Source organism: Stenotrophomonas sp. CS3K5 (genome assembly GCF_059515225.1).
In genome coordinates, this window is sequence record NZ_JCAKRX010000007.1 from 142,515 (window position 1) to 162,514 (window position 20,000).

Here is a 20,000-nt window from a genome sequence, read left to right on the forward strand (position 1 = left end):
CATGCCGCGGACACTCCCGCAACCGGACCCACCCCGCCTGCGACAGATTCCTGCCGTCTGGGGGTTGGATCCCGTTGCGCAACAGGCTCAGACCCGAATGTTGCTGGGATCCCGTCTTGGTAGATGCCGTCCTTGGTCGGCACTGGATTTCCCCGGGGCCAACCAAGGTTGGCCGCTGCCCGAGCCGGCGGCCCGGTGATTCATCTGTGCCTCACCTGAGTGGCAATGGAAGGTTCATGCTGTACGGCCACGCAACGCACAGGACATCGCATTCCCCATGGCACGGACCCGGGTCGGCATCATCTTCGGGGGCACCTCCTCCGAGCACGAAGTTTCACTGCAGTCGGCGAGGAACATCCTCGACGCGCTCGACCGCGAGCGCTTCGAGCCGGTGCTGATCGGCATCGACAAGCAGGGCCAGTGGCACCTGAGCCAGCCAGACACCTTCCTGCTCAATGCCGAAGATCCGGCACGCATTGCGCTGCGTCCTTCCGGCACCACGCTGGCGCTGCGGCCGGGGGCCGGGCAAGCGCCGCTGCAACCAGTGCAGGCGTCCACCGCGCTCGGCCAGATCGATGTGGTGCTGCCGATCGTGCACGGGCCGCTGGGCGAGGACGGTGCGTTGCAGGGGCTGCTGCGCATGGCCGGCCTGCCCTTCGTCGGGTCATCGGTACTGGGCTCGGCGGCGGCCATGGACAAGGACGTGGCCAAGCGCCTGCTGCGCGATGCCGGCCTGGCGGTGGCGCCCTGGGTATGCCTGCGCCGCCATCAGGCCGCGCAGGTGGACGTGGCGGCACTGATCGCGCAGCTGGGGCTGCCGCTGTTCGTGAAGCCAGCCAACCAGGGCTCGTCGGTAGGCGTGAGCAAGGTGAAGGACGCGCACGACTTTGCTGCCGCACTGGAACTGGCGCTGCGCCATGACCACAAGGTGCTGGTGGAATCGGCCGTGGTCGGCCGAGAGATCGAGTGCGCCGTGCTGGGCAACGCGCAGCCACAGGCCAGCGTGTGCGGTGAAGTGGTGCTGCACGATGAGTTCTATGCCTACGACACCAAGTACATCAACGCCGACGGTGCCGAGGTGGTGGTCCCGGCCGATATCGATGCCGATACCCAGGCGCGCATCCAGCAGATCGCGCTGCAGGCTTACCAGACGCTGGAGTGTGCGGGCATGGCGCGGGTGGATGTCTTCCTCACCGCCGAGGGCAAGATCGTCATCAACGAGATCAATACCCTGCCCGGCTTCACCCGCATCAGCATGTATCCAAAACTGTGGGGCGCCAGTGGACTGGGCTACACCGCGCTGATCACGCGGTTGATCGAGCTGGCACTGGAGCGCCATGCGGCTGACAAGGCGCTGGTGTAACCCGCAAAACCCGCTTCTGTAGAGTCGAGCTTGCTCGACTGCTTTTGGGGTAGTCGAGCATCGCTCGACTCTACAGGCGCGTCAGTCGAGCATGGCTCGACTCTATCCGCGCTTGCGGAACATCGAGATCACAGCAAGGATCAGGAACACAACGAACAGGATCCAGGCGATGTTGCTGGCCGCACCGGCGATGCCGGAGAAACCGAGCACGGCAGCAATGATGGCGATGACAAAGAAAATGACGGCGTAATGCAGCATGGCGCTCCTCGCAGATGTCCGGGCCGTTGGATGGCGTGGGTCCATCCTCCCGGTCTGGCGGTGTGCAACCAGTGACGGCGATCTATGCGGCAGATGAAGCCTTCAGCCTGCGCAGCCCTTCTTCGATGCTGACCTGCGGCACATAGCCGAAATCGCGGCGCGCCGGTTCCATGCTGTACCAGTGCGGCGTGCACAGCTGCTCGGCCAGGAAGCGGGTCAGCGGCGGTTCGCCACGCAGGCGCAGCAGCGGCCACAGCCGCTCGCAGATCGCGCCGATGCGGTAAGCGGTCTTGAAGCTGATCGCCTTGTCCACGGTCGGCGCACCCACGGCCGCCAGCAGCTTGTTGACCAGTTCGCGCATCGGCAGCGGTTCGCCGTTGGAGATGAAGTACGCCTTGCCGGCGCAGGCCGCGCCGGGGGCCAGCGCCTCGAAAGCGAGGAAGTGCGCCAGCGCGGCATTGTCGATGTAGGTGGTATCGACCTTGTTGCTGCCATCGCCGACCAGGCGCAGGCGGCCCTGCCGCGCGCGCTCGGCCAGGCGCGGCACCAACTGCTGGTCACCCGGGCCCCAGATCAGGCGCGGGCGCAACGCCACTGTGGCCAGCGTGGCGTCGTTGGCGGCCAGCACACGCTGTTCGGCAATCGCCTTGGTGGCCGCATACGGCGCCTGGAAATCCTCGCCGTAGGGCACTTCGTCGGCACCCAGCCCTTCCACCGGGTGGGTGGCGCGGTGGGTCACGCTGGGCGTGGAGGTGTACACCAGCTTGCCGATGCCATGCGCGCGACAGGCCGCGATCACGTTGTCGGTGCCGACCACGTTGGCCTGGTGGTAGCTGTCATAGCTGCCCCACGCGCCGGCCTTGGCACCGTTGTGGAATACCGCATCGACGCCGGCCACCGCATGCAGTACCGCCTGTGCATCGGCCAGATCTCCGCGGATCTGGCCTACGCCCAGCGCCTGCAGCGGCGGGTAATGGCTGCGGTTGAACGCCAGCACCTGGTGGCCGCGCTCGACCAGCCCGCGGCACAGCGCCTGGCCCAGGAAACCGCCACCGCCGGTGACCAGGATCTTCATGCGCGCTTCTCCAGTTGGGCGCTGGCCCAGACGGCGAGCTTCTCGCGGCCGATCTTGGCGTTGTGACGGATATCGACGGGGAATGATGGATGCACCAGGAAGTGCTGCAGGCCGGCCTCGGGCAGGCGGGCGGCGGCATGCGCGCGCAGCGCGTCCTGCAGCGCCGGGCTGTCGGACTGGCCACGTTGCAGTTCCACGCACAGCACCGGCCGCTGCGCTCCGGCAGCCCCCACCCCCACCAGCGCGGTGCGCGCCACCCCGGCCACGGTGTTGAACACCGGCTCGACCTGTTCGGTGTACAGCGGCCCCGCGGCGGTTTCCACCCGATGGGTCTTGCGGCCACAGAACCAGAGGCGGCCCTGCGCATCGAAGTAGCCCACATCGCCCATGCGATGGACGATGCGGGTGCTGCCATCGGCCAGGGTTTCGGCAATCTTTGCCGCCGCCGTGGCCTGCGGGCGGTTGAAGTAGCTGTCGGTGGCCGTCGGCCCGGCCACGGTGATCTCACCCACCGCGCCCACGCCCAGCACGCGCGCCTGCGACCAGTCGGCCAGCGGCGCATCGTCGATGGCGATGATGCGCACCTCGTTCGGTGCCACCACGCTGCCTACGCAGGTGCCGGCACCGCCCTCGGTGGCCGCACGCGTGCGTTCCAGTTCGCGGCCTTCGACCACCGCCACCGGCAGGCATTCGGTGGCGCCGTAAGGCGTCCAGAACTGCGCATCGGCCGGCAGCAGGCTGCGGATGGTGGCCACCACGTCCGGCGGCACCGGCGCCCCGGCCGAGGTCACCCGGGTCACGCCCGGCAGCGGCCGGCCGTGCCGGGCCAGCACGCGCATCAGTGCAGGCGAGCCGAACAGCTGGGTCACGCCGAAACGCTGGATGGCATCGTGCAGGCGCGCCGGGTCGGCCTGTGCCGGCCGGGTCGGGTCCATGTCCGGAATCACCGAGGTCAGCCCCAGCGCCGGATCGAACAGCGCGAACGGCGGGAAGGTCGGCAGGTCCACCCCGCCCGCTTCCATGCCGAAGGCACTGCCCAGCAGCTGGATCTGGCCCACGAAGTGGCGATGGCGGTAGACCACGCCCTTGGGCACGCCGGTGGAGCCGCTGGTGAACAGGATCGCGGCCATGTCCTCGCCATCGGTATCGGCCAGCATGGCGCCGCTGCGGGCACCGGCGCGCTCCAGCGCGGCCAGGGTGGTGCCACCCCAGCCCAGTCGGCGCCCGACCGTGACCAGGCGGGTGGCCGAGGGCGCCCAGCGCAGCGCCAGCCGCGCCACATGGGCCAGCGCAATGCCGATGAAGGCCTCCGGCTGCGCCTCGTCCAGGCACTGCTTCAGCGCGCGCCGGTCAATGCCCGGATCGACCAGTACCGGCACCGCCCCCAGCTTGAACAGCGCGAACATCAGCAGGAAGAACTCCGGCGAGGGCCGCACCATCACCACCGTGCGCACGCCACGGCCGATCCCGTAACCGGCCAGGCCGGCGGCCATGGCGTCGCTGCGCGCGTCCAGCTGGCGGTAATCCAGGGTCACATCGTAGGCGGCCATGCCGTTGCCGGCGCCGCGGCGGCCGGGGCAGCGGATGGCGATCTGGTCGGGGCGTTCACGCGCCAGTTCAGGCAGGCGCGCGGCAATGTTGCAGGGTCGGTTCATCCGTTCATTGTCGCCGCTTACGGAATTTCTTGCGCGGCGGCCCGCTTCGTGGAAAATCCGCTGCCTCGTTCCCGATTCCGACTGCCGCCCGAGGCGGCTTGCCCATGCAACATCCCTGCATGACCTGCGGCGCCTGCTGCACCCAATACCGCGTGGCCTTCCACTGGATGGAATCGGACGAGGTCACCCCCGGCGGCGTGCCGCACCAGATGACCGAGGTGCTGGACCCGCACCGCCTGTGCATGCGCGGCACCCATTCCAAACCGGTGCGCTGCGTGGCGCTGGATGCGCAGATCGGCGTGTATTCGCGCTGCACCATCCACCCCAACCGGCCCAGCGTGTGCCGCGAGGTGGACGCCTCATGGGAGTACGGCAAGGCCAGCCCGCAGTGCGACAAGGCGCGCATCGCCTATGGGCTGGATCCGCTGACCCTGGCCGACTGGCGCTGGCGCGACGAGGCGGGCAACGACGACGGTCATCCGGACGACAACGGCAACAGCCCGTCCTCGCCACCGCAGGCGCCGATAGCGGCCTAGTGGTAGTGCCGGCCGCTGGCCGGCAACCTTATGAACCCGGCCGCTGCGCCGACCAACGGTCGGCACGCCCCCTCAGATCGGGTTCTTGTCCAGGAACGCGCGGATTTCCGGCACCAGCACTTCGTGCTTGTCTTCCAGCACGTAATGGCCGGCGTCGTCGAAGGCATGCACCTGGGCCTGCGGCAGCGCGGCCTGGAAGCCCTTCAGGAAATGATGGTCGAAAACGAAGTCGCGCAGGCCCCAGCCGAGGAAGGCCGGGCGGTCGGCGAACGACGGCAGCGCCTTGCCGGCGCGTTCCAGCAGCGACCACGCCTTGTCGGCCGGCGACAGCGGAATATCCTGCATGAAGCGGATGGTACTGATGCGGTTGGCATAGCTGTTGTACGGCGACACGTAGGCGCGACGCACGTCGGCCGGCATCTTCCGCTCCACGCCCAGCCACGAGGCGCCGGAGGAGAACGCGTTGAAGGTGCGGATGATCCACTCACCGATCTTCCAGTGGCGGCCCAGCGCGATCTGCCACGGCATCTTCTTCGCCGCCGGCATCGGGAAGGCGGCCGTGTTGAGCACCACCAGGCGCTTGACCTGCGCGTGGTGCGACAGCGCCCAGCCGAAGCCGATCATGCCGCCCCAGTCGTGCACGGCCAGGGTCACCGGGCCGGTGATACCCAGGTGCTTGAGCAGTGCATCCAGGTCATCCACGCGCGACTGCAGGGTGTATTCGTAGCGGCGGTCGTCGGGCTTGTCCGACAGGCCCATGCCGATATGGTCCGGCACGATGCAGCGGTACCTGTCCGACAGGCCGGCCACCAGCGTGCGCCAGTAATAGCTCCACGACGGGTTGCCGTGCACCATCACCACCACCTCGCCGTCGCGCGGGCCTTCGTCGAGATAGCTCATCGACAGGCCGGGACGAACCTCGAAACGCTGCGGGTGGGCGGGGTAACCGGGAAGATCGCGCATGCGGAGCACCTAAGGAGAGTCGCGGCGCACTGTAGAGCCGAGCCATGCCCGGCTGCTTTCTCGTCCGCTGCTGAAGAGCCGCGCTGCGCGCGTGAGCCGAGCAGGGCTCGGCTCTACAGGAGATCGTGCAGCAGGCTGTTTACCAGACCACTTCAGCCATCGAGCAGTTCAGGCCCGAGCCGATGCCCAGAAGCGCGATGCGATCGCCCTTCTTCAGCTTGCCCAGCTGCTTGAGCTTGCTCAGCACGATCGGCACCGAGGCCGGACCGATGTTGCCGTGCTCGCCGAAGATGGTCATCACCTTCTTCGGGTCGATGCCGAAGTTCTTGATGAACGCGGCGGTGTGCGGCTGGCTGACCTGGTGGATGACGAACTGGTCCAGTTCCTCCACCGCCCAGCCGAGTGCGATCTTGGCGGCAGCGAAGGTCTTCTGTGCCAGCTTGATGCCTTCAATCAGCAGCAGGCGGGTGTCGGTGACCATGCGGTCCAGGTTGCCCAGGCACAGCTGGTTCCACTCGGTGGCCGAGCGGGTCACGCCACCCTTGTAGCGCGGCGCGTCGGGCACCAGCTCCGAGCGCGCCATCACCATGGCCGCGGCACCCGAACCGGTGGTCAGCGCCGCCAGCTCATTGCGGAAATCATCGGCGGACACGTCCGGGGCGGTCATCCGCTCCAGGGTCTTCTCGTACACCAGGTTGGCGGTCTCGCCGTCCACCACCAGCGCATAGTCGATATCACCGCGCTCGATCATGCGCGCGGCGATATCCATGCCGTTGATGAAGGCCAGGCAGGCATTGGCGACGTCGAAGGTCATGCACTCGTCGCTGACGCCGAGGTTGCCGGACACGATCGACGCCGTCGACGGCTCCAGGTAGTCACGGCTGACCGAGGTATTGACCAGCAGGCCAACCTGGGTCGCTTCGATGCCGGCATCTTCCAGCGCCTTGCGGCCGGCCATGGTGGCCGCGTCCGAGGCCAGCACGCCGTTGTCCCACAGGCGGCGCGCGTGCACGCCGGCGATATCGCCAAGCACGTCGGTGCGGATGCCCAGGCGATCCAGCGTCGGCTGCAGGCGTTCGTTGATTTCCTTGGTCGTCAGCGTATGCGGCGCGTCGACGTGTGCCAGGCCGGCGATCGAGACATTCTTGAAGAGCATCGAGGTTAGCGCCAAGGCTCAGGCAAAGGGGGCGCTATTCTATAACCCCCGGGCTTTCACCGCATCTTTACGAATTCAGCCTTGCCCGTATGGTGAAGCGTTCAGCGCGGCGGGCACTGGAACGCGGCAAAGCGCTGGCTGCCGTCGGCAGGGGCGGCAGCGGCCTGCACGGCGTTGGCACCGGCACTGGGGGCCTCGTTGCGGGCCAGGGTTTCCAGCTCTTCCTGAACGCGCAGCGGGTTGCGGTTGTAGAAGCCGACCTTGCTCTTCACCGACACCACCACCTCGCCCTTGGCGATGCAGCCAGCCGGAACCGGCCCTGCCGGCAGCACGCGGGTCGCCTTGCCGGCCGGTTCGATCGGCACCCAGGTACAGGCGGTGACGGTAAGCAGCAGGGAGGAGAGCAGCAGAATGCGCATGGGCAGATCCTGGAAGGGGTTGAGGGGATTCTGCCTGAACAGCCTGAATCGGGGGTAGCCGGGTTGCCGGCCAGCGGCCGGCACTACCGGGGGGGAGGCCTGCCCGCCTTGGCGGGCAGGCACATCCCTTATTTCTTGACCGGGTTGCCTTCGGCATCGATCACGGTCACTTCGCCCAGGTTCAGCGCGCGCACCGCCGCTTCGGTCTGCTTCAGGTCACCCACCACCACCCAGGTCAGCGCCTGCGGCTTGATCTCGGCGGCGGCCTGCTGCACCTGTGCCGGGGTCATCGCCTCGATCTCGGCCTTGCGACGCAGCACATAGTCGTCCGGGCGCTTGAACTGCACGATCGAACCGATGGTCGCCGCCACCGCGCTGGCGGTCTCGTAGGCGCCGGGCAGGCTCAGGGTCTGGATGTTGCGGATGCGGTTGACCTCGTCGGCAGTGGCCGGCTTGCTGCCGTCGGCGAACGCGGCGATCTCCTTGCGCATTTCCGCCATCGCCGGGCCGGTCTTGTCGATCTGCACCGGCGCGCTGGCCATCCACGGGCGCTGGCCCACCGAGCTGGTCGCGCTGCTGCGCGCGCCGTAGGACCAGTGCTTGTCCTCGCGCAGGTTCATGTTCAGGCGCGAGGTGAAGTCACCACCGATCACCCCGTTGGCGATGTCGAAGCGGGTCGAACTGGCGGCGCTGGACGGCGGCACCACCTGGCCGGCGAACAGATTGGCCTGCACCGCACCCGGCTGGTCGATCAGGAACACGCGCGGGCCCTTGGGCAGCGCGACATCGGTGGCCGCCTTCACCTGCGGCGCATCGCCGGCGGCCTTCCAGTCACCCAGCTGCTTGTCCAGCAACGGCACGATCTCGGCCAGGGTGGTGTCACCGACCACGATCAGGGTGCCGTTCTGCGGGCGCAGCCAGTCGTGGTGGAAGTCGACCAGATCCTCGCGGGTCAGGCCGCTGATGGCGGCTTCATCACCGCTGCCGGTGAACGGAATGGCGTACGGATGGCCCTTGCCGTACAGCAGCGGCGGCAGCACGCGCATCGCCACCGCACCCGGGTTGACCTTCTCCTGCTGGATGCCGGCGATCCAGGTGGCGCGCACGCGGTCGATCTCGCCCTGTTCGAAGCGCGGCTCGCGCAGCAGGTCGCGGTACAGCGCCAGCGACGGCGCCAGGTTCTCCTTCAGGGCCGACAGATCCACGCTCATCGAATCCAGCCCGGCCGAGGCATCGAGGCTGGCACCCAGCGCGTCGGCGGCGTCGGCGAAGGCCAGCGACCCCAGCTTGCCGGCGCCTTCGGTCATCAGGCTCATGGTGAAGTTGGCGGTGCCCGGCTTGCGACCCTGGTCGGCGCTGAAGCCACCCGGGAACTGGTAGCTGAACTGCACCACCGGAATCTCATGGCGCTCGGCCAGGATCACCTGGGTGCCGTTCTTCAGCGTGGCGCGCTGCAGCGCCGGGAACTTCAGCTGCGGGAACTCGCGGGTCTGCGGCACGCCCGCCTTGCGGTCGACCTGGTCGGGCAGGGTGCTGTACTTGGGGTCCACCGCCGGCACGGTGAACGGCTTCGGCGCCTGGCTCGGTTCTTCCTTCAGCGCCACGCGCTCACCCGGTGCGATCACCAGGGTGTGGCTGCCCTTGTCCAGCCACTGCGCACCGAGACGAGTGAGATCGGCGGCGGTGGTCTTCTCGATGTTGGCCAGCGAGGTGCGGAAGCAGCCCGGATCACCGGTGAACACCGCGCACTCGGCCAGCGCGTCGGCCTTGCCGCCGAAGCCACCGATGCGTTCGATGCCGCGGATGAAGCCGGCGCGGGCGCCGGTCTTGGCGCGCTCCAGTTCGGCGGCGGTCGGGCCCTGCTTGATCAGCCGGTCCAGTTCCTCATCGATGATCTTCTCGACCTTGGCCGGGTCCTGGCCCTGCTTGACCGTGGCCACGATCAGGAAGTTGGAGCCCAGCTGCGACGACGACAGGCCCGAACCGATGCTGTCCACCAGCTTGTCCTGGTGCTGCAGGCGCTGGCTCAGGCGCGAGGATTTGGCACCGCCCAGCACCTGTGCGAACAGCTGCAGCTGGTCGATGTCAGTCGTGCCGACCTGCGGCACGTTCCAGGCGCGGTAGATGCGTGCCTGCGGCACCTTGTCGGTCATCGTCTCGCGCGTGTCGGCGCTGCGCTTGGCCACGTTCACCGCCGGCTGCGCCATGCTCGGGCCGGCCGGGATGCTGCCGAAGTAGCGGGCGACCTTTTCCTTGGCGGTGGCCAGGTCGATGTCGCCGGCCAGCACCAGCACCGCGTTGTTCGGGCCGTACCAGGTGCGGAACCAGGTCTTCACGTCATCCAGCGACGCGGCGTTGAGATCGTTCATCGAGCCGATCACGCCGTGGTGGTACGGATGGCCCACCGGGTACAGCGCCTTGGTGAGCTGGTCCCAGGCCTGGCCATACGGCTGGTTCTCGCCCTGGCGCTTCTCGTTCTGCACCACGCCACGCTGCTCATCCAGCGCGGCCTGGTCGATCGCACCGACCAGATGGCCCATGCGGTCCGATTCCATCCACAGCGCCATGTCCAGCGCGGTGGTCGGCACGTTCTCGAAGTAGTTGGTGCGGTCGGTGTTGGTGGTGCCGTTCTGGTTGGTGGCACCGACCTGCTTGAACGGTTCGAAGAATTCGCCGCTGTGGTTTTCGCTGCCCTGGAACATCAGGTGCTCGAACAGGTGCGCAAAGCCGGTGCGGCCGGCCGGTTCGTCCTTGCTGCCGACGTGGTACCAGATGTTGACCGCCACGATCGGCGCCTTGCGATCGGTATGCACGATCACGCGCAGACCGTTGGGCAGGGTGAACTGCTCATACGGAATGTCGACCCTGGCCGGTGCCGCCGGCTTGGCGGCCAGCGCGGAGGTGGGCGCAAGCGTGCCCAGGGCGGTGCTGAGGGCGACAGCCAGCAGTGCAGCGCGCGGGCGAACGGCGAAAGACATATCCAGATCCTTGGTCACATAGGTGAACCCCGATCCTAGCCTGCGCGCGCAACGGCAGGAATCGGTCGGCAGTCACTGGGGGTGTTTGCCCCTCTGCGCCATCCGCGCGCCCTGTGCGGCCGGGCAGCGGCGGTCACATGCACCCGCGGGCGGCGTCCGGACAGTGTCCGCCGCCCGTCGAATGGACAGGTGTCCGCCCAGCGGACACTTTCCAGGCCGACAAAACTCCTTGTAAATCAAAGATTAAAAGTTGGCACGGGGATTGCTTGGTAACTCCTGCGCCACGAAGGGCTTCAGACGAAAGCTGACTGAAGACTGAACAAATGCAGGAAATCTAAAATTTTCCTTGCAAGCCCAGAGTCGGTGTACTACCTTACTACAACACCACTGCTCACCAACACTAAACAGGCCCCGTCATGAACGCCAAGACCATTGCCATCGCCATCGCCCTGATCGCCGGCACCGCGGTTGTTTCGTCGGTGCAGGCCTCCGAATCCATCAAGACCCTGGACACCGTGCAGGTCCGCCCGGCCGCCGACCAGCTGGCCCAGCAGGCTTGGGAACGCGCCAGCGGCATCCCGACCCTGGCCACCGTGGAAGTGCGTCCGAGCGCCGACCAGCTGGCCGAGCGCAACGGCTACGTCGCCGCCCCGGTTGCCGCCGCGATGCCGATCACCACCCTGGCCTCGGTGGAAGTGCGCCCCAGCCTGGAACAGCGCGTCGCCCTGGCCGCCGAACTGGAAGCCCAGCGCTATGCCGCCACTCTGGCTGCCGCCGCCACCAACGTCGCCCACTCGGTGATCGTCAACCTGCCGGCCCTGCAGGTGCGCCCGAGCGCCGCCGACCTGCAGGCCCTGGCCACCGAAACCGCCCAGGTCCTGCTGCGCCCGTAAGCGGTGCCGCCCTGCCTCGCGCAGGGCGTGCGCCGTATGGGCTGCGGCCGCCGCAGGTACACTGCGCCGATGAATGCCGCGCCCCAGTTCCACGTGATCCTGTTCCAACCGGAAATCCCGCCCAACACGGGCAATGTGATCCGGCTCTGCGCCAACACCGGCGCGCAGCTGCACCTGGTCGAGCCGCTCGGCTTCGCACTGGAAGACAAGCAGCTCAAGCGCGCCGGGCTGGACTACCACGAGTATTCGCGCCTGCAGGTGCACCCCGACCTGGATACCGCGCTGGCGCGGATCGCCCCGAAGCGGTTGTTCGCCCTGAGCACGCGTGCCAGCGTGCGCTACGACAGCGTGGCGTTCGAAGATGGCGATGCATTCCTGTTCGGCCCGGAAAGCCGTGGCCTGCCGCAGGATGTGCTCGATGCCCTGCCCGATGGCCGTCGCCTGCGCCTGCCGATGCGGCCGGACAACCGCAGCCTCAATCTGTCCAACACCGTGGCCGTGGTGATGTACGAGGCGTGGCGGCAGCATGGGTTTGCCGGCGGCGCGTGAAAGAAGGCAGCCGAGCATGGGCTCGGCTCTACACGTACGCTCCTGTAGAGCCGAGCCCGCGCTCGGCTCCCCCGTATCTCGTCCGGAAACCGGATAGCGTCAGAACGCGCTGATCCCGGTCAGCTCACGCCCGATCACCAGCTGATGCACGGTTTCGGTGCCTTCATAGGTGATCACCGATTCCAGGTTCAGCGCGTGGCGGATCGCCACGTGCTCGGTGGTGATGCCGGCCCCACCCAGCAGATCGCGACACTCGCGGGCGATGTCGATGGCCATGCGGCAGTTGTTCCACTTGGCCAGGCTGACCTGCTGCGGCTGCAGCTGGCCGGCTTCCTTCAGCCGGCCCAGCTGCAACGCCAGCAGCTGCGCGGTGGTGATGCGGCGGGCCATCTCGGCCAGTTTGATCTGCGCACTCTGGGTGGCCGCCAGCGGGCGACCGAACAGCACGCGTTCCTTGGCATAGCCCAGCGCTTCATCCAGGCAGGCAATGGCCGCGCCGATCGGGCCCCAGCTGATGCCGTAACGGGCCTGGGTCAGGCAGCCCAGCGGCCCCTTCAGGCCCTTCACATTCGGCAGGCGATGGCTGTCGGGCACACGCACGTCATCGAAGAACAAGGCGCCGGTCAACGAGGCGCGCAGGCTCATCTTGTGCTTGATTTCCTGCGTGGTGAAACCGGCCATGCCCTTTTCCAGCACGAAGCCCTGGATGCCGTCCTCGGTCTGTGCCCAGACAATGGCCAGGTCGGCCACCGGGCCGCTGGTGATCCACATCTTGCTGCCGCTGATGCGCCAGTCGCTGCCATCGCGCACCGCGCGGGTCTTCATGCTGGCCGGATCGGAACCGCCGTGCGCCTCGGTCAGGCCGAAACAGCCGATCAGCTCGCCGCGTGCCATCGCCGGCAGCCACTGCTGGCGCTGTTCCTCGCTGCCGTAAGCGTAGATCGGGTACATGCACAGCGAGCTCTGCACTGAGACGAAACTGCGCAGGCCGGAGTCGCCGCGCTCCAGCTCCTGGCAGATCAGGCCGTAGCTGACCGCACCCAGGTCGCCGCCACCGTACTGCGCCGGCAGGGTTGCGCCGAGCAGGCCCAGCGCAGCGATCTCCGGCACCAGTTCAGCGGGGAAACGGGCCTGGTCGAAGGCATCGCCGATGATCGGCAGCACGCGTTCGTTGGTGAAGCGGGCCACACTCTCCTGCACCGCGCGCTCTTCCTCGTTGAGCAGGGAACGGACATCGAACAGATCGTACGGATGCAAAGCCATGGCACTCACACGCAGTCAGGATCCGGCCATTGTCGGTCATCCGCACGCTTCGCGTCTGGTAGGTGTGGACCCTTGGTCCAAACGGATGCGGGTCCGCGCGGTGAAACAATGTGCCAACCCAGGTTGGCACCTAACCGGCCACGCGCATTACGCTGCACTGCAGCAATCAGGACGTGAACATCGGCGATCTAGCTGGATCCGGCGCGTCCCGGTACCCTGACACATTCAAACAACCGTTTCGCCCGTGGCCGCACGCGCGATTCCCAGGCACCGCCGGTGGCCCCGATGCCGGCCCTACCCACGAGTCATGCAATCGATGAGCGCTGAAGCCAACGCCCTGCCCCCGCGTGAAGTAATGGAATTTGACGTGGTGATCGTCGGCGCCGGTCCTGCCGGCCTGGCCACCGCGATCCGCCTGCGCCAGCGCGCGATCGAGGCCGGCCGCGAACTGTCGGTGTGCGTGCTGGAAAAGGGTTCCGAGCCGGGCGCGCACGTGCTGTCCGGTGCGGTGATGGACCCGCGCGCGTTGACCGAACTGTTCCCGGACTGGGCCGAGCGTGGCGCACCGCTGAAGCAGAAGGTCACCCGCGACGAATTCCTGTTCCTCAGCGAGACCGGTTCGCGCAGCACGCCCAACGCGCTGCTGCCGGAGTGCTTCCACAACGAAGGCAACTACATCATCAGCCTGGGTGAAGTGACGCGCTGGCTGGCGCAGCAGGCCGAGGCGCTGGAAGTGGCGATCTTCCCGGGCTTTGCCGCCGCCGAAGTGCTGTATGGCGACAACGGTGAAGTGATCGGCGTGGCCACCGGCGACATGGGCATCGAGAAGGACGGCAGCATCGGCCCGGCCTTCGAGCGCGGCATGGCGCTGCAGGCCAAGTACACGATCTTCGCCGAAGGCGCGCGCGGCCACCTCGGCCGCCAGCTGATCGCCCGCTACAAGCTGGACGAAGGCAAGGACCCGCAGGCCTACGGCATCGGCATCAAGGAACTGTGGCAGATCGACCCGGCCAAGCATGAGCCGGGCCTGGTGGTGCACGCCGCTGGCTGGCCGCTGGACAGCGACACCTACGGCGGCGCGTTCCTGTACCACGCCGACGGCGGCAAGGTCGCCATCGGCTACGTGGTCGGCCTGGACTACAGGAACCCGTGGCTGAGCCCGTTCGAGGAATTCCAGCGCTTCAAGACCCATCCGGACATCCGCAAGCACCTGGAAGGCGGTACCCGCATCGGCTACGGCGCGCGCGCGATCACCGCTGGCGGCCTGCTGTCGCTGCCGAAGACGGTGTTCCCCGGTGGCGCACTGGTCGGCTGCGAGGCCGGCTACCTCAACGCCAGCCGCATCAAGGGCAGCCATGCGGCGATCAAGACCGGGATGCTGTGCGCCGACGCCGCGTTTGATGCGCTCGCCGCCGACCGCCAGCACGATGAGCTGGGCGCCTACCCGAAGGCCTTCGAAGCCAGCTGGCTGTTCACCGAACTGCAGCAGGCCAAGAACTTCAAGCAGTGGTTCAAGAAGGGCCAGACCGTGGCTACGCTGATGACCGGCGTGGAGCAGTGGCTGCTGCCCAAGCTGGGTGTGCGCAACCCGCCGTGGACCCTGCACCGCACCCAGCCGGACCATGCCTGCCTGGAGCCGGCGGCCCAGCACACCCGCATCACCTACCCGAAGCCGGACGGTGTGCTGACCTTCGACCGTCTCAGCTCGGTGTTCCTCAGCAGCACCAACCACGACGAGAACCAGCCCAGCCACCTGACCCTGAAGGATCCGAGCATTCCGGTGAAGGTGAACCTGGCCGAGTACGCCGGCCCGGAAGCCCGCTACTGCCCGGCCGGTGTATACGAGTTCGTCGGCGAAGCCGACAACGCGCGCCTGCAGATCAACGCCCAGAACTGCGTGCACTGCAAGACCTGCGACATCAAGGACCCGACCCAGAACATCGTCTGGGTGACCCCGCAGGGCGGCGGCGGCCCGAACTACTCGGGCATGTGACCGTCATGGGCTGCGACCGCGTGTCGCAGCCCAGCCGTTCGGGCAGACCGCTATGCTGCCCGCCCATGCGCGAGCTCCCTGCCCTGATCGTGATGGCCCTGGCCCTGGCCGGGACCGCCTGCCAGCGTCCACCGGCCGTGCCGGCCACGCCGCAGCAGGCGCGCCAGCAGGCCATGCAGCGCGCGTTCGAACTGTGTGCCGGCTGCCATACCGTCCAGCCCGGCGGCATCCATCGCTTCGGCCCCAACCTGCACGGGGTGATCGGCCGTCGCGCCGGCAGCCTGCCCGACTACGGCTATTCGGACGGCATGCGCCGCGCTGACCTCACCTGGACCGCGCAGACCCTGGATGCCTTCCTGCAATCGCCCACCCATGTGGTACCCGGCACCCGCATGTACAACGCCTTTCCCAGCGCCGAACGCCGCGCGCTGGTGATTGCCTATCTGCAGCAGCTGCCCGCTCAGTGAGCCAGGCGTTGCAGCTGTTGCCGCAGCCGTGCCACGAAGGCCTCGACCGCCGCGAACAGCTCCGTCGGATCGGATCCACCGGCGGCGTGCAGGCGTTCGACCAGCACGCCGGCTTCGCTGGCCAGCGCCGCCGCACCCACCGCGCCCAGGCCACCGGCCTGGCGATGCAGGTGCAACGCCGCCGTTGCGGGGTCGCCGCTCTGCACCGCATGCAGCACGGCGCCCAGATCACTTTCGCTGGCCTGCAGCAGGCTGTCGCGCAGCTGCTCGGCCACCGCGCGTGAGCCGAACTGCCGCTCCAGCGCCGCCAGGTCGGGCATCACCGCGCTGTCGTCGGCACACTCCTGCAGCGGCGCAGCGAACGCGTGTGGCTGGGCCCGTCGCTGTCCCTGGGCCTGTGGCAACCAGCGCAGCAACGCCGCGCGCAGCGCTGCCAGCGTCAACGGCTTGGCCAGCACCGCGTCCATGCCCGCCTCACGGCAGCGCCGCGCATCGTCGTCGAGCACGCTGGCGGTCAAGGCCAGCACCGTCAGCCGTGGCTGGCCATTGCGGCCCTCACGTTCGCGCAGCAGCCGGGTGAAGCCGAATCCGTCGAGGACCGGCATCCGGCAATCGGTGATCACCAGATCGAACGACTCGGTCAGCAACCGGTCCAGGGCCTGCTGGCCGTCACCCTCCAGCACGTAGGGTACGCCCAGCTGCTGCAGGCGCCAGGCCATCATTGCCTGGTTGGTAGGGTGGTCCTCGATCACCAGTACCCGTGCCTGGCGCAGCGCGGCCGGCAGCAGCGCGGCCTGGTCCTGCTCGGCCACCAGCGCGGCGGCATCCTCGCTGCCGGCTTCCACCAGCGATACCCGCACTTCAGCGCGCGTGCCTTCACCCAGGGCGCTTTGCAGGGTCAGTTCGCCCTCCATCATCTGCACCAGGCGCTGGCAGATACTCAGGCCCAGGCCGGTACCCCCATGGTCGCGCTGGATATAGACACCGACCTGGGTGAACGGCTCGAACAGGTGCTGCAGCTGCTCCGGTGCAATGCCCATGCCGGTATCGGTCACGCTCAGGCACAGCGGTTGCACGCCTTCGTCCGAGGTCGGCCCCAGCACATCCAGCTGCAGGCGTACTTCGCCCTGCGTGGTGAACTTGATGGCGTTGCTGAGCAGGTTGAACACGATCTGGCGCAACCGCACACCGTCCACTTCGTGCGCCGCCGCCAGCTGCGGATCGATCTGCACCTGCAGCGCCAGGCCACGTGCACTGGCCTGCGCGGAAAGCAACCGGCACACGCTCTCCAGCAGCGGCCGCAGCGGTTGCGGCACCGGCTCCAGGCGCAGCGCTCCGGCTTCCAGCCGTGAGTAGTCGAGAATGTCGTCGAGGATCTGCCGCAGCATCTGCGCAGAATCATCGATCACCCCCAGGATGCGCTGCTGTTCGGCATCCAATGGCGAATGCGCCAGCACCTCCAGCATGCCCAGCACGCCACTCATGGGCGTGCGGATCTCGTGGCTCATGGTGGCCAGGAAGCGCGATTTGGTCTCGGCGGCCTGCTCGGCCTCGGCCTTGGCCGCCGCCAGCGCATCGGCCTGCAGGCGTGCCTCGCTCACGTCCACCCAGTATCCGCTCCAGGTCACCGCGCCTTCCTCTGTGGCATAGGGATGGGCGTGGCTGCGCACCCAGCGCGGTGGATCGTCGTCGCCGCACAGGCGGAACTCGAGCGTCAGCGGCGCGAACTGGCGCGCGGCCTGCTCGATCGCACGCACGATGTCGTCGCGGTCGTCCTCCTCGATACAGGCCAGCAACGCCCGCGCGTCCTGCTCGGCTTGCTGCCGGGAGATGCCGAACAGCGCCTGCAGATCGCCTGCGATGAACGGGAACGACAGAATGCCATCGGCACTTCGGCGCGCCTGGTAGACGACCGCCGGCAGGTTGTCGGTGACCTCGGCCAGGCGTTGTTCCAGCTGGCGCCGCCCGGCCACCTCGCGGCGCAGGCGCCAGTAGCCGATCCCATGCACCAGCAACGCGGTCAGCAGCACCAGCAGCACGGGTATGCCCCAGCTCAACAGTTGGCTCCAGTCGACGCCGCTGCGGTATTCCACGGCCAGCCAGGTGCTGCGCAGTGCCTCCCGGCTGCCGGGGGTCATCTGCAGCAGCAGGCGGTCGAAGGTGGTGGCCAGCGCCGCATGGCGGCGTTCGACCGCCAGCACCAGCTGGTCATTGAACCCTGCGGGCGCGGCCACCTGTAGCCGCCCCGGGAAGCGATCACGCAGCAGGTGGTCCACCAGCGCCAGGTTGCCGATATAGGCGTCGGCCTCGCCATCGAGCAGGCGCTGCAGGGCCTGTTCGGCACTGCGCGCGGCGATGATCCGGGCCTGCGGCGCCTGCTGCAGCACATAGCCGCGCACGCGCTCCGGGTCAGACAGCAGCACCCGCTTGCCCTGCAGATCGGCCAGGCCCAGCACGACCCCGCCATCGCTGCGGGTCACGATCACGTTCGGCACGCTGATGAAGGGTTGGCTGAACACCCACTCCGGCCCCAGGTAGCGCGAGTCCGAAGGGATGCCCATCACCGCCTGCAGCTCGCCACGACGAGCCTTTTCACGCACTTCGTACCAGTCGTGGCTGCTTTCGGTCTTCAGGTTGGCCCCGGCCTGCATCAACCGCCGCAGGTACTCGCCCGCCAGGCCACTGGGCTGGCCATCCTCGCCGGTGAACGACAGCGGCGCCGCGTTCGGCGCGAAGCCGATCTTCAGCGGTTGCTGCAGCACCCGCTTCTCGGCCTGGCTCAATGCCAGCTGGGCCGACGCCGACCACTTCGGCGGCATCAACCAGCGCTGTTCCAGTGCATCGCGCTGGGCCTGGCTGGTCGCGGCCAGGGCCAGATCCAGTGCTTCGGCCAGGGGTTGCTTGCTGTTGGGCACCCCGAAATGCAGCCGCTCGGGGGGCAGATCGCTGGGTCGCAGCAGCACCACGCCGTGCAGGCGCTGGCTGGCGATCAACTCGGTAGCGACAAAAGCATTGCCGATATAGACATCGGCTTTGTCGTCTCTGACCATCTGCAAGGCCGTCAGCGTGTTGATTGCGACAAGCTGGCGGGCACGAGGGAAGCGTGCCCGCACCTGCGGGGCGGTCAGGAAATCCTGCTCGATCACCACCCGCAGCCCGTCCAGGTCCGGCGTCTCGGAGGCACGCAGGTCACCGGGGCGGCCGACCACCGCCAGCGGCGCTTCGCCGTAGGCGGCGGTATAGACCATGCAACGGGTGCGGTCGGCGCTGAGGCCGACATTCATCACCACGTCGATCTCGCCACGGCAGGCCGCATCCAGCACGGAAGGCCAGTCCGGATAGCGTCGGCTTTCAACCTTCACGCCAAGCTGACCGGCGAGCACCGCCAGGTACTCCGGCCCCAGGCCGACCTGCTGGCCCTCGCGCAGGGATTCGAAGGGCGGCCAACCGCTGTCATAATGCCCCACGACGAGGGTCGGATGCGCCGCCAGGTACTGGCGCTGCACCGGGCTCAGTGGCAGCAGACCAGACGCCCCCTGTGCCAACGCACCGGGCACCACCAGCATGGCCAGCAGCAGGAGCAGCCCACGAACAGCCCACCTACCCATCTGCGTCGATCTCCCAGAATCCTGCCAGGATCCGCGAAGGTCGCGGTCCGGCGTGCACGACGGCCATACTAGAGCATGAGCTTGCGCATCATCATCGCAGACGACCACCCGGTGGTCCGTATCGGTACCCGCGCCGTCATCGAGTCGAGCGGGGTCGGCCGCGTGGTCGGCGAGGCTGACAGCGCGCAGGCGCTGATGGCCATGCTGGGCAGCCAACCTTGCGACCTGCTGGTCACCGACTACTCCATGCCGGGCAGCCCGCAGGCCGATGGCTTTGCCATGATCGGAATGATCCGTCGCCGTCATCCGGATCTGCCGGTGCTCATGCTCAGCGTCTCCAGCAATCTGGCGATCCTGCGCATGGTGCTCGACAGCGGCGTACTCGGCCTGGTCGACAAGAGCTCGTCGATGGACGAACTGCCGCAGGCCATCCAGGCCGTCTACCGCGGGCAGACCTACATCAGCCGCAGCCTGCGCGAGCGGGTTGAGACCGCCGGCAGCTGGCGCATGCGCGAAGGCGATGGCAAGCCGCTGTCACCACGCGAGGTGGAAGTGCTGCGGCTGCTGGGCACCGGCATGACCGTCAAGGAAATCTCGTTGCAGCTGCACAAAAGCGTGAGCACCATCAGCCGTCAGAAGGGCGATGCCATGTTGAAGCTGGGGCTGAAGGGGGATGCCGAGTTGTTCGACTACCTGCGCGACGGAAAAATCTGAACACCGGCCATCGGGCGCAGGAACTTTCAGGCCGCCTTCATGGCGCCTGACGCTAGATGAATGCGCACGCCGCTCGGTCGGCCAGGCAATGTTCCGGCAATGTGGGAACG

At 67.7% G+C, this 20,000-nt stretch carries 16 protein-coding genes; 7 read left to right on the top strand and 9 right to left on the bottom strand.

All coding sequences use genetic code 11. From position 1 onward, the window contains the following. The first annotated feature begins 277 nt into the window (after positions 1–277). Positions 278–1,363, top strand: coding sequence for a D-alanine--D-alanine ligase (gene ddlA, locus AC5YGJ_RS12350; protein WP_496186689.1), 1,086 nt, complete (start codon positions 278–280; stop codon positions 1,361–1,363). A 102-nt stretch (positions 1,364–1,465) separates the two neighbouring features. On the opposite strand, the gene AC5YGJ_RS12355 is transcribed toward ddlA, so the two are convergent. From AC5YGJ_RS12355 to oleC, 3 genes are all read right to left on the bottom strand, one after another. Then, on the bottom strand, positions 1,466–1,621 hold the full coding sequence (locus AC5YGJ_RS12355; RefSeq protein ID WP_107231440.1) for a DUF1328 domain-containing protein: 156 nt from the start codon (positions 1,619–1,621) through the stop codon (positions 1,466–1,468). 82 nt (positions 1,622–1,703) lie between these two features. Further along, positions 1,704–2,696 (bottom strand): 2-alkyl-3-oxoalkanoate reductase, encoded by a 993-nt coding sequence (gene oleD / locus AC5YGJ_RS12360; RefSeq protein ID WP_249842259.1) that lies wholly within the window; start codon positions 2,694–2,696, stop codon positions 1,704–1,706. Then, complete coding sequence (gene oleC / locus AC5YGJ_RS12365) at positions 2,693–4,351, bottom strand: olefin beta-lactone synthetase (protein WP_496186690.1); 1,659 nt, start codon at positions 4,349–4,351, stop codon at positions 2,693–2,695. Before oleC ends, oleD begins: the two co-directional genes overlap by 4 nt. A 104-nt stretch (positions 4,352–4,455) precedes the next feature. On the opposite strand from oleC, the gene AC5YGJ_RS12370 reads away from it, so the two are divergent. Beyond that, a complete protein-coding gene (locus AC5YGJ_RS12370) occupies positions 4,456–4,887 on the top strand; it encodes a YkgJ family cysteine cluster protein (RefSeq protein WP_496186691.1) in 432 nt (143 codons plus the stop codon). 72 nt (positions 4,888–4,959) lie between these two features. Here AC5YGJ_RS12370 and AC5YGJ_RS12375 read toward each other — a convergent pair whose 3' ends face one another. The 4 genes from AC5YGJ_RS12375 to AC5YGJ_RS12390 form a co-directional block, all read right to left on the bottom strand. After that, positions 4,960–5,850 carry an alpha/beta fold hydrolase gene (locus AC5YGJ_RS12375; RefSeq protein WP_496186692.1) on the bottom strand — a complete coding sequence of 297 codons (891 nt, stop codon included), beginning with the start codon at positions 5,848–5,850 and terminating at the stop codon, positions 4,960–4,962. Between the two features lie 139 nt (positions 5,851–5,989). Next, positions 5,990–7,006: a 3-oxoacyl-ACP synthase III gene (locus AC5YGJ_RS12380; protein WP_057496978.1), complete on the bottom strand. Its 1,017-nt coding sequence runs from the start codon at positions 7,004–7,006 to the stop codon at positions 5,990–5,992. Positions 7,007–7,107: 101 nt separating this feature from the next. Further along, positions 7,108–7,425 carry a DUF4156 domain-containing protein gene (locus AC5YGJ_RS12385; RefSeq protein ID WP_057496977.1) on the bottom strand — a complete coding sequence of 106 codons (318 nt, stop codon included), beginning with the start codon at positions 7,423–7,425 and terminating at the stop codon, positions 7,108–7,110. 128 nt (positions 7,426–7,553) lie between these two features. Then, on the bottom strand, positions 7,554–10,403 hold the full coding sequence (locus AC5YGJ_RS12390; RefSeq protein WP_496186693.1) for a M16 family metallopeptidase: 2,850 nt from the start codon (positions 10,401–10,403) through the stop codon (positions 7,554–7,556). A gap of 416 nt (positions 10,404–10,819) precedes the next feature. Here AC5YGJ_RS12390 and AC5YGJ_RS12395 point away from each other — a divergent pair, with 416 nt between their 5' ends. Together AC5YGJ_RS12395 and AC5YGJ_RS12400 are read left to right on the top strand one after the other, a co-directional pair. Further along, positions 10,820–11,296, top strand: coding sequence for an XAC0231 family protein (locus tag AC5YGJ_RS12395; RefSeq protein WP_249842262.1), 477 nt, complete (start codon positions 10,820–10,822; stop codon positions 11,294–11,296). A gap of 69 nt (positions 11,297–11,365) precedes the next feature. Further along, positions 11,366–11,845, top strand: a complete 480-nt coding sequence (locus AC5YGJ_RS12400; RefSeq protein WP_005407625.1) for a tRNA (cytidine(34)-2'-O)-methyltransferase — start codon at positions 11,366–11,368, stop codon at positions 11,843–11,845. Positions 11,846–11,944: 99 nt separating this feature from the next. Here AC5YGJ_RS12400 and AC5YGJ_RS12405 read toward each other — a convergent pair whose 3' ends face one another. Continuing rightward, complete coding sequence (locus AC5YGJ_RS12405; RefSeq protein WP_496186694.1) at positions 11,945–13,108, bottom strand: acyl-CoA dehydrogenase family protein; 1,164 nt, start codon at positions 13,106–13,108, stop codon at positions 11,945–11,947. 316 nt (positions 13,109–13,424) lie between these two features. Between AC5YGJ_RS12405 and AC5YGJ_RS12410 the strand changes: the two genes are divergently transcribed. Both AC5YGJ_RS12410 and AC5YGJ_RS12415 read left to right on the top strand, forming a co-directional pair. Next, a complete protein-coding gene (locus tag AC5YGJ_RS12410; RefSeq protein WP_496186695.1) occupies positions 13,425–15,101 on the top strand; it encodes an electron transfer flavoprotein-ubiquinone oxidoreductase in 1,677 nt (558 codons plus the stop codon). Between the two features lie 65 nt (positions 15,102–15,166). After that, positions 15,167–15,568, top strand: coding sequence for a c-type cytochrome (locus AC5YGJ_RS12415; protein WP_249842265.1), 402 nt, complete (start codon positions 15,167–15,169; stop codon positions 15,566–15,568). Here the strand turns inward: AC5YGJ_RS12415 and AC5YGJ_RS12420 are convergent. Then, on the bottom strand, positions 15,562–19,176 hold the full coding sequence (locus tag AC5YGJ_RS12420) for an ATP-binding protein (RefSeq protein WP_496186696.1): 3,615 nt from the start codon (positions 19,174–19,176) through the stop codon (positions 15,562–15,564). The two genes, AC5YGJ_RS12415 and AC5YGJ_RS12420, sit on opposite strands and share 7 nt — an antisense overlap. 75 nt (positions 19,177–19,251) lie before the next feature. Between AC5YGJ_RS12420 and AC5YGJ_RS12425 the strand changes: the two genes are divergently transcribed. Then, a complete protein-coding gene (locus AC5YGJ_RS12425) occupies positions 19,252–19,890 on the top strand; it encodes a response regulator (protein ID WP_496186697.1) in 639 nt (212 codons plus the stop codon). Positions 19,891–20,000 lie beyond the last annotated feature (110 nt).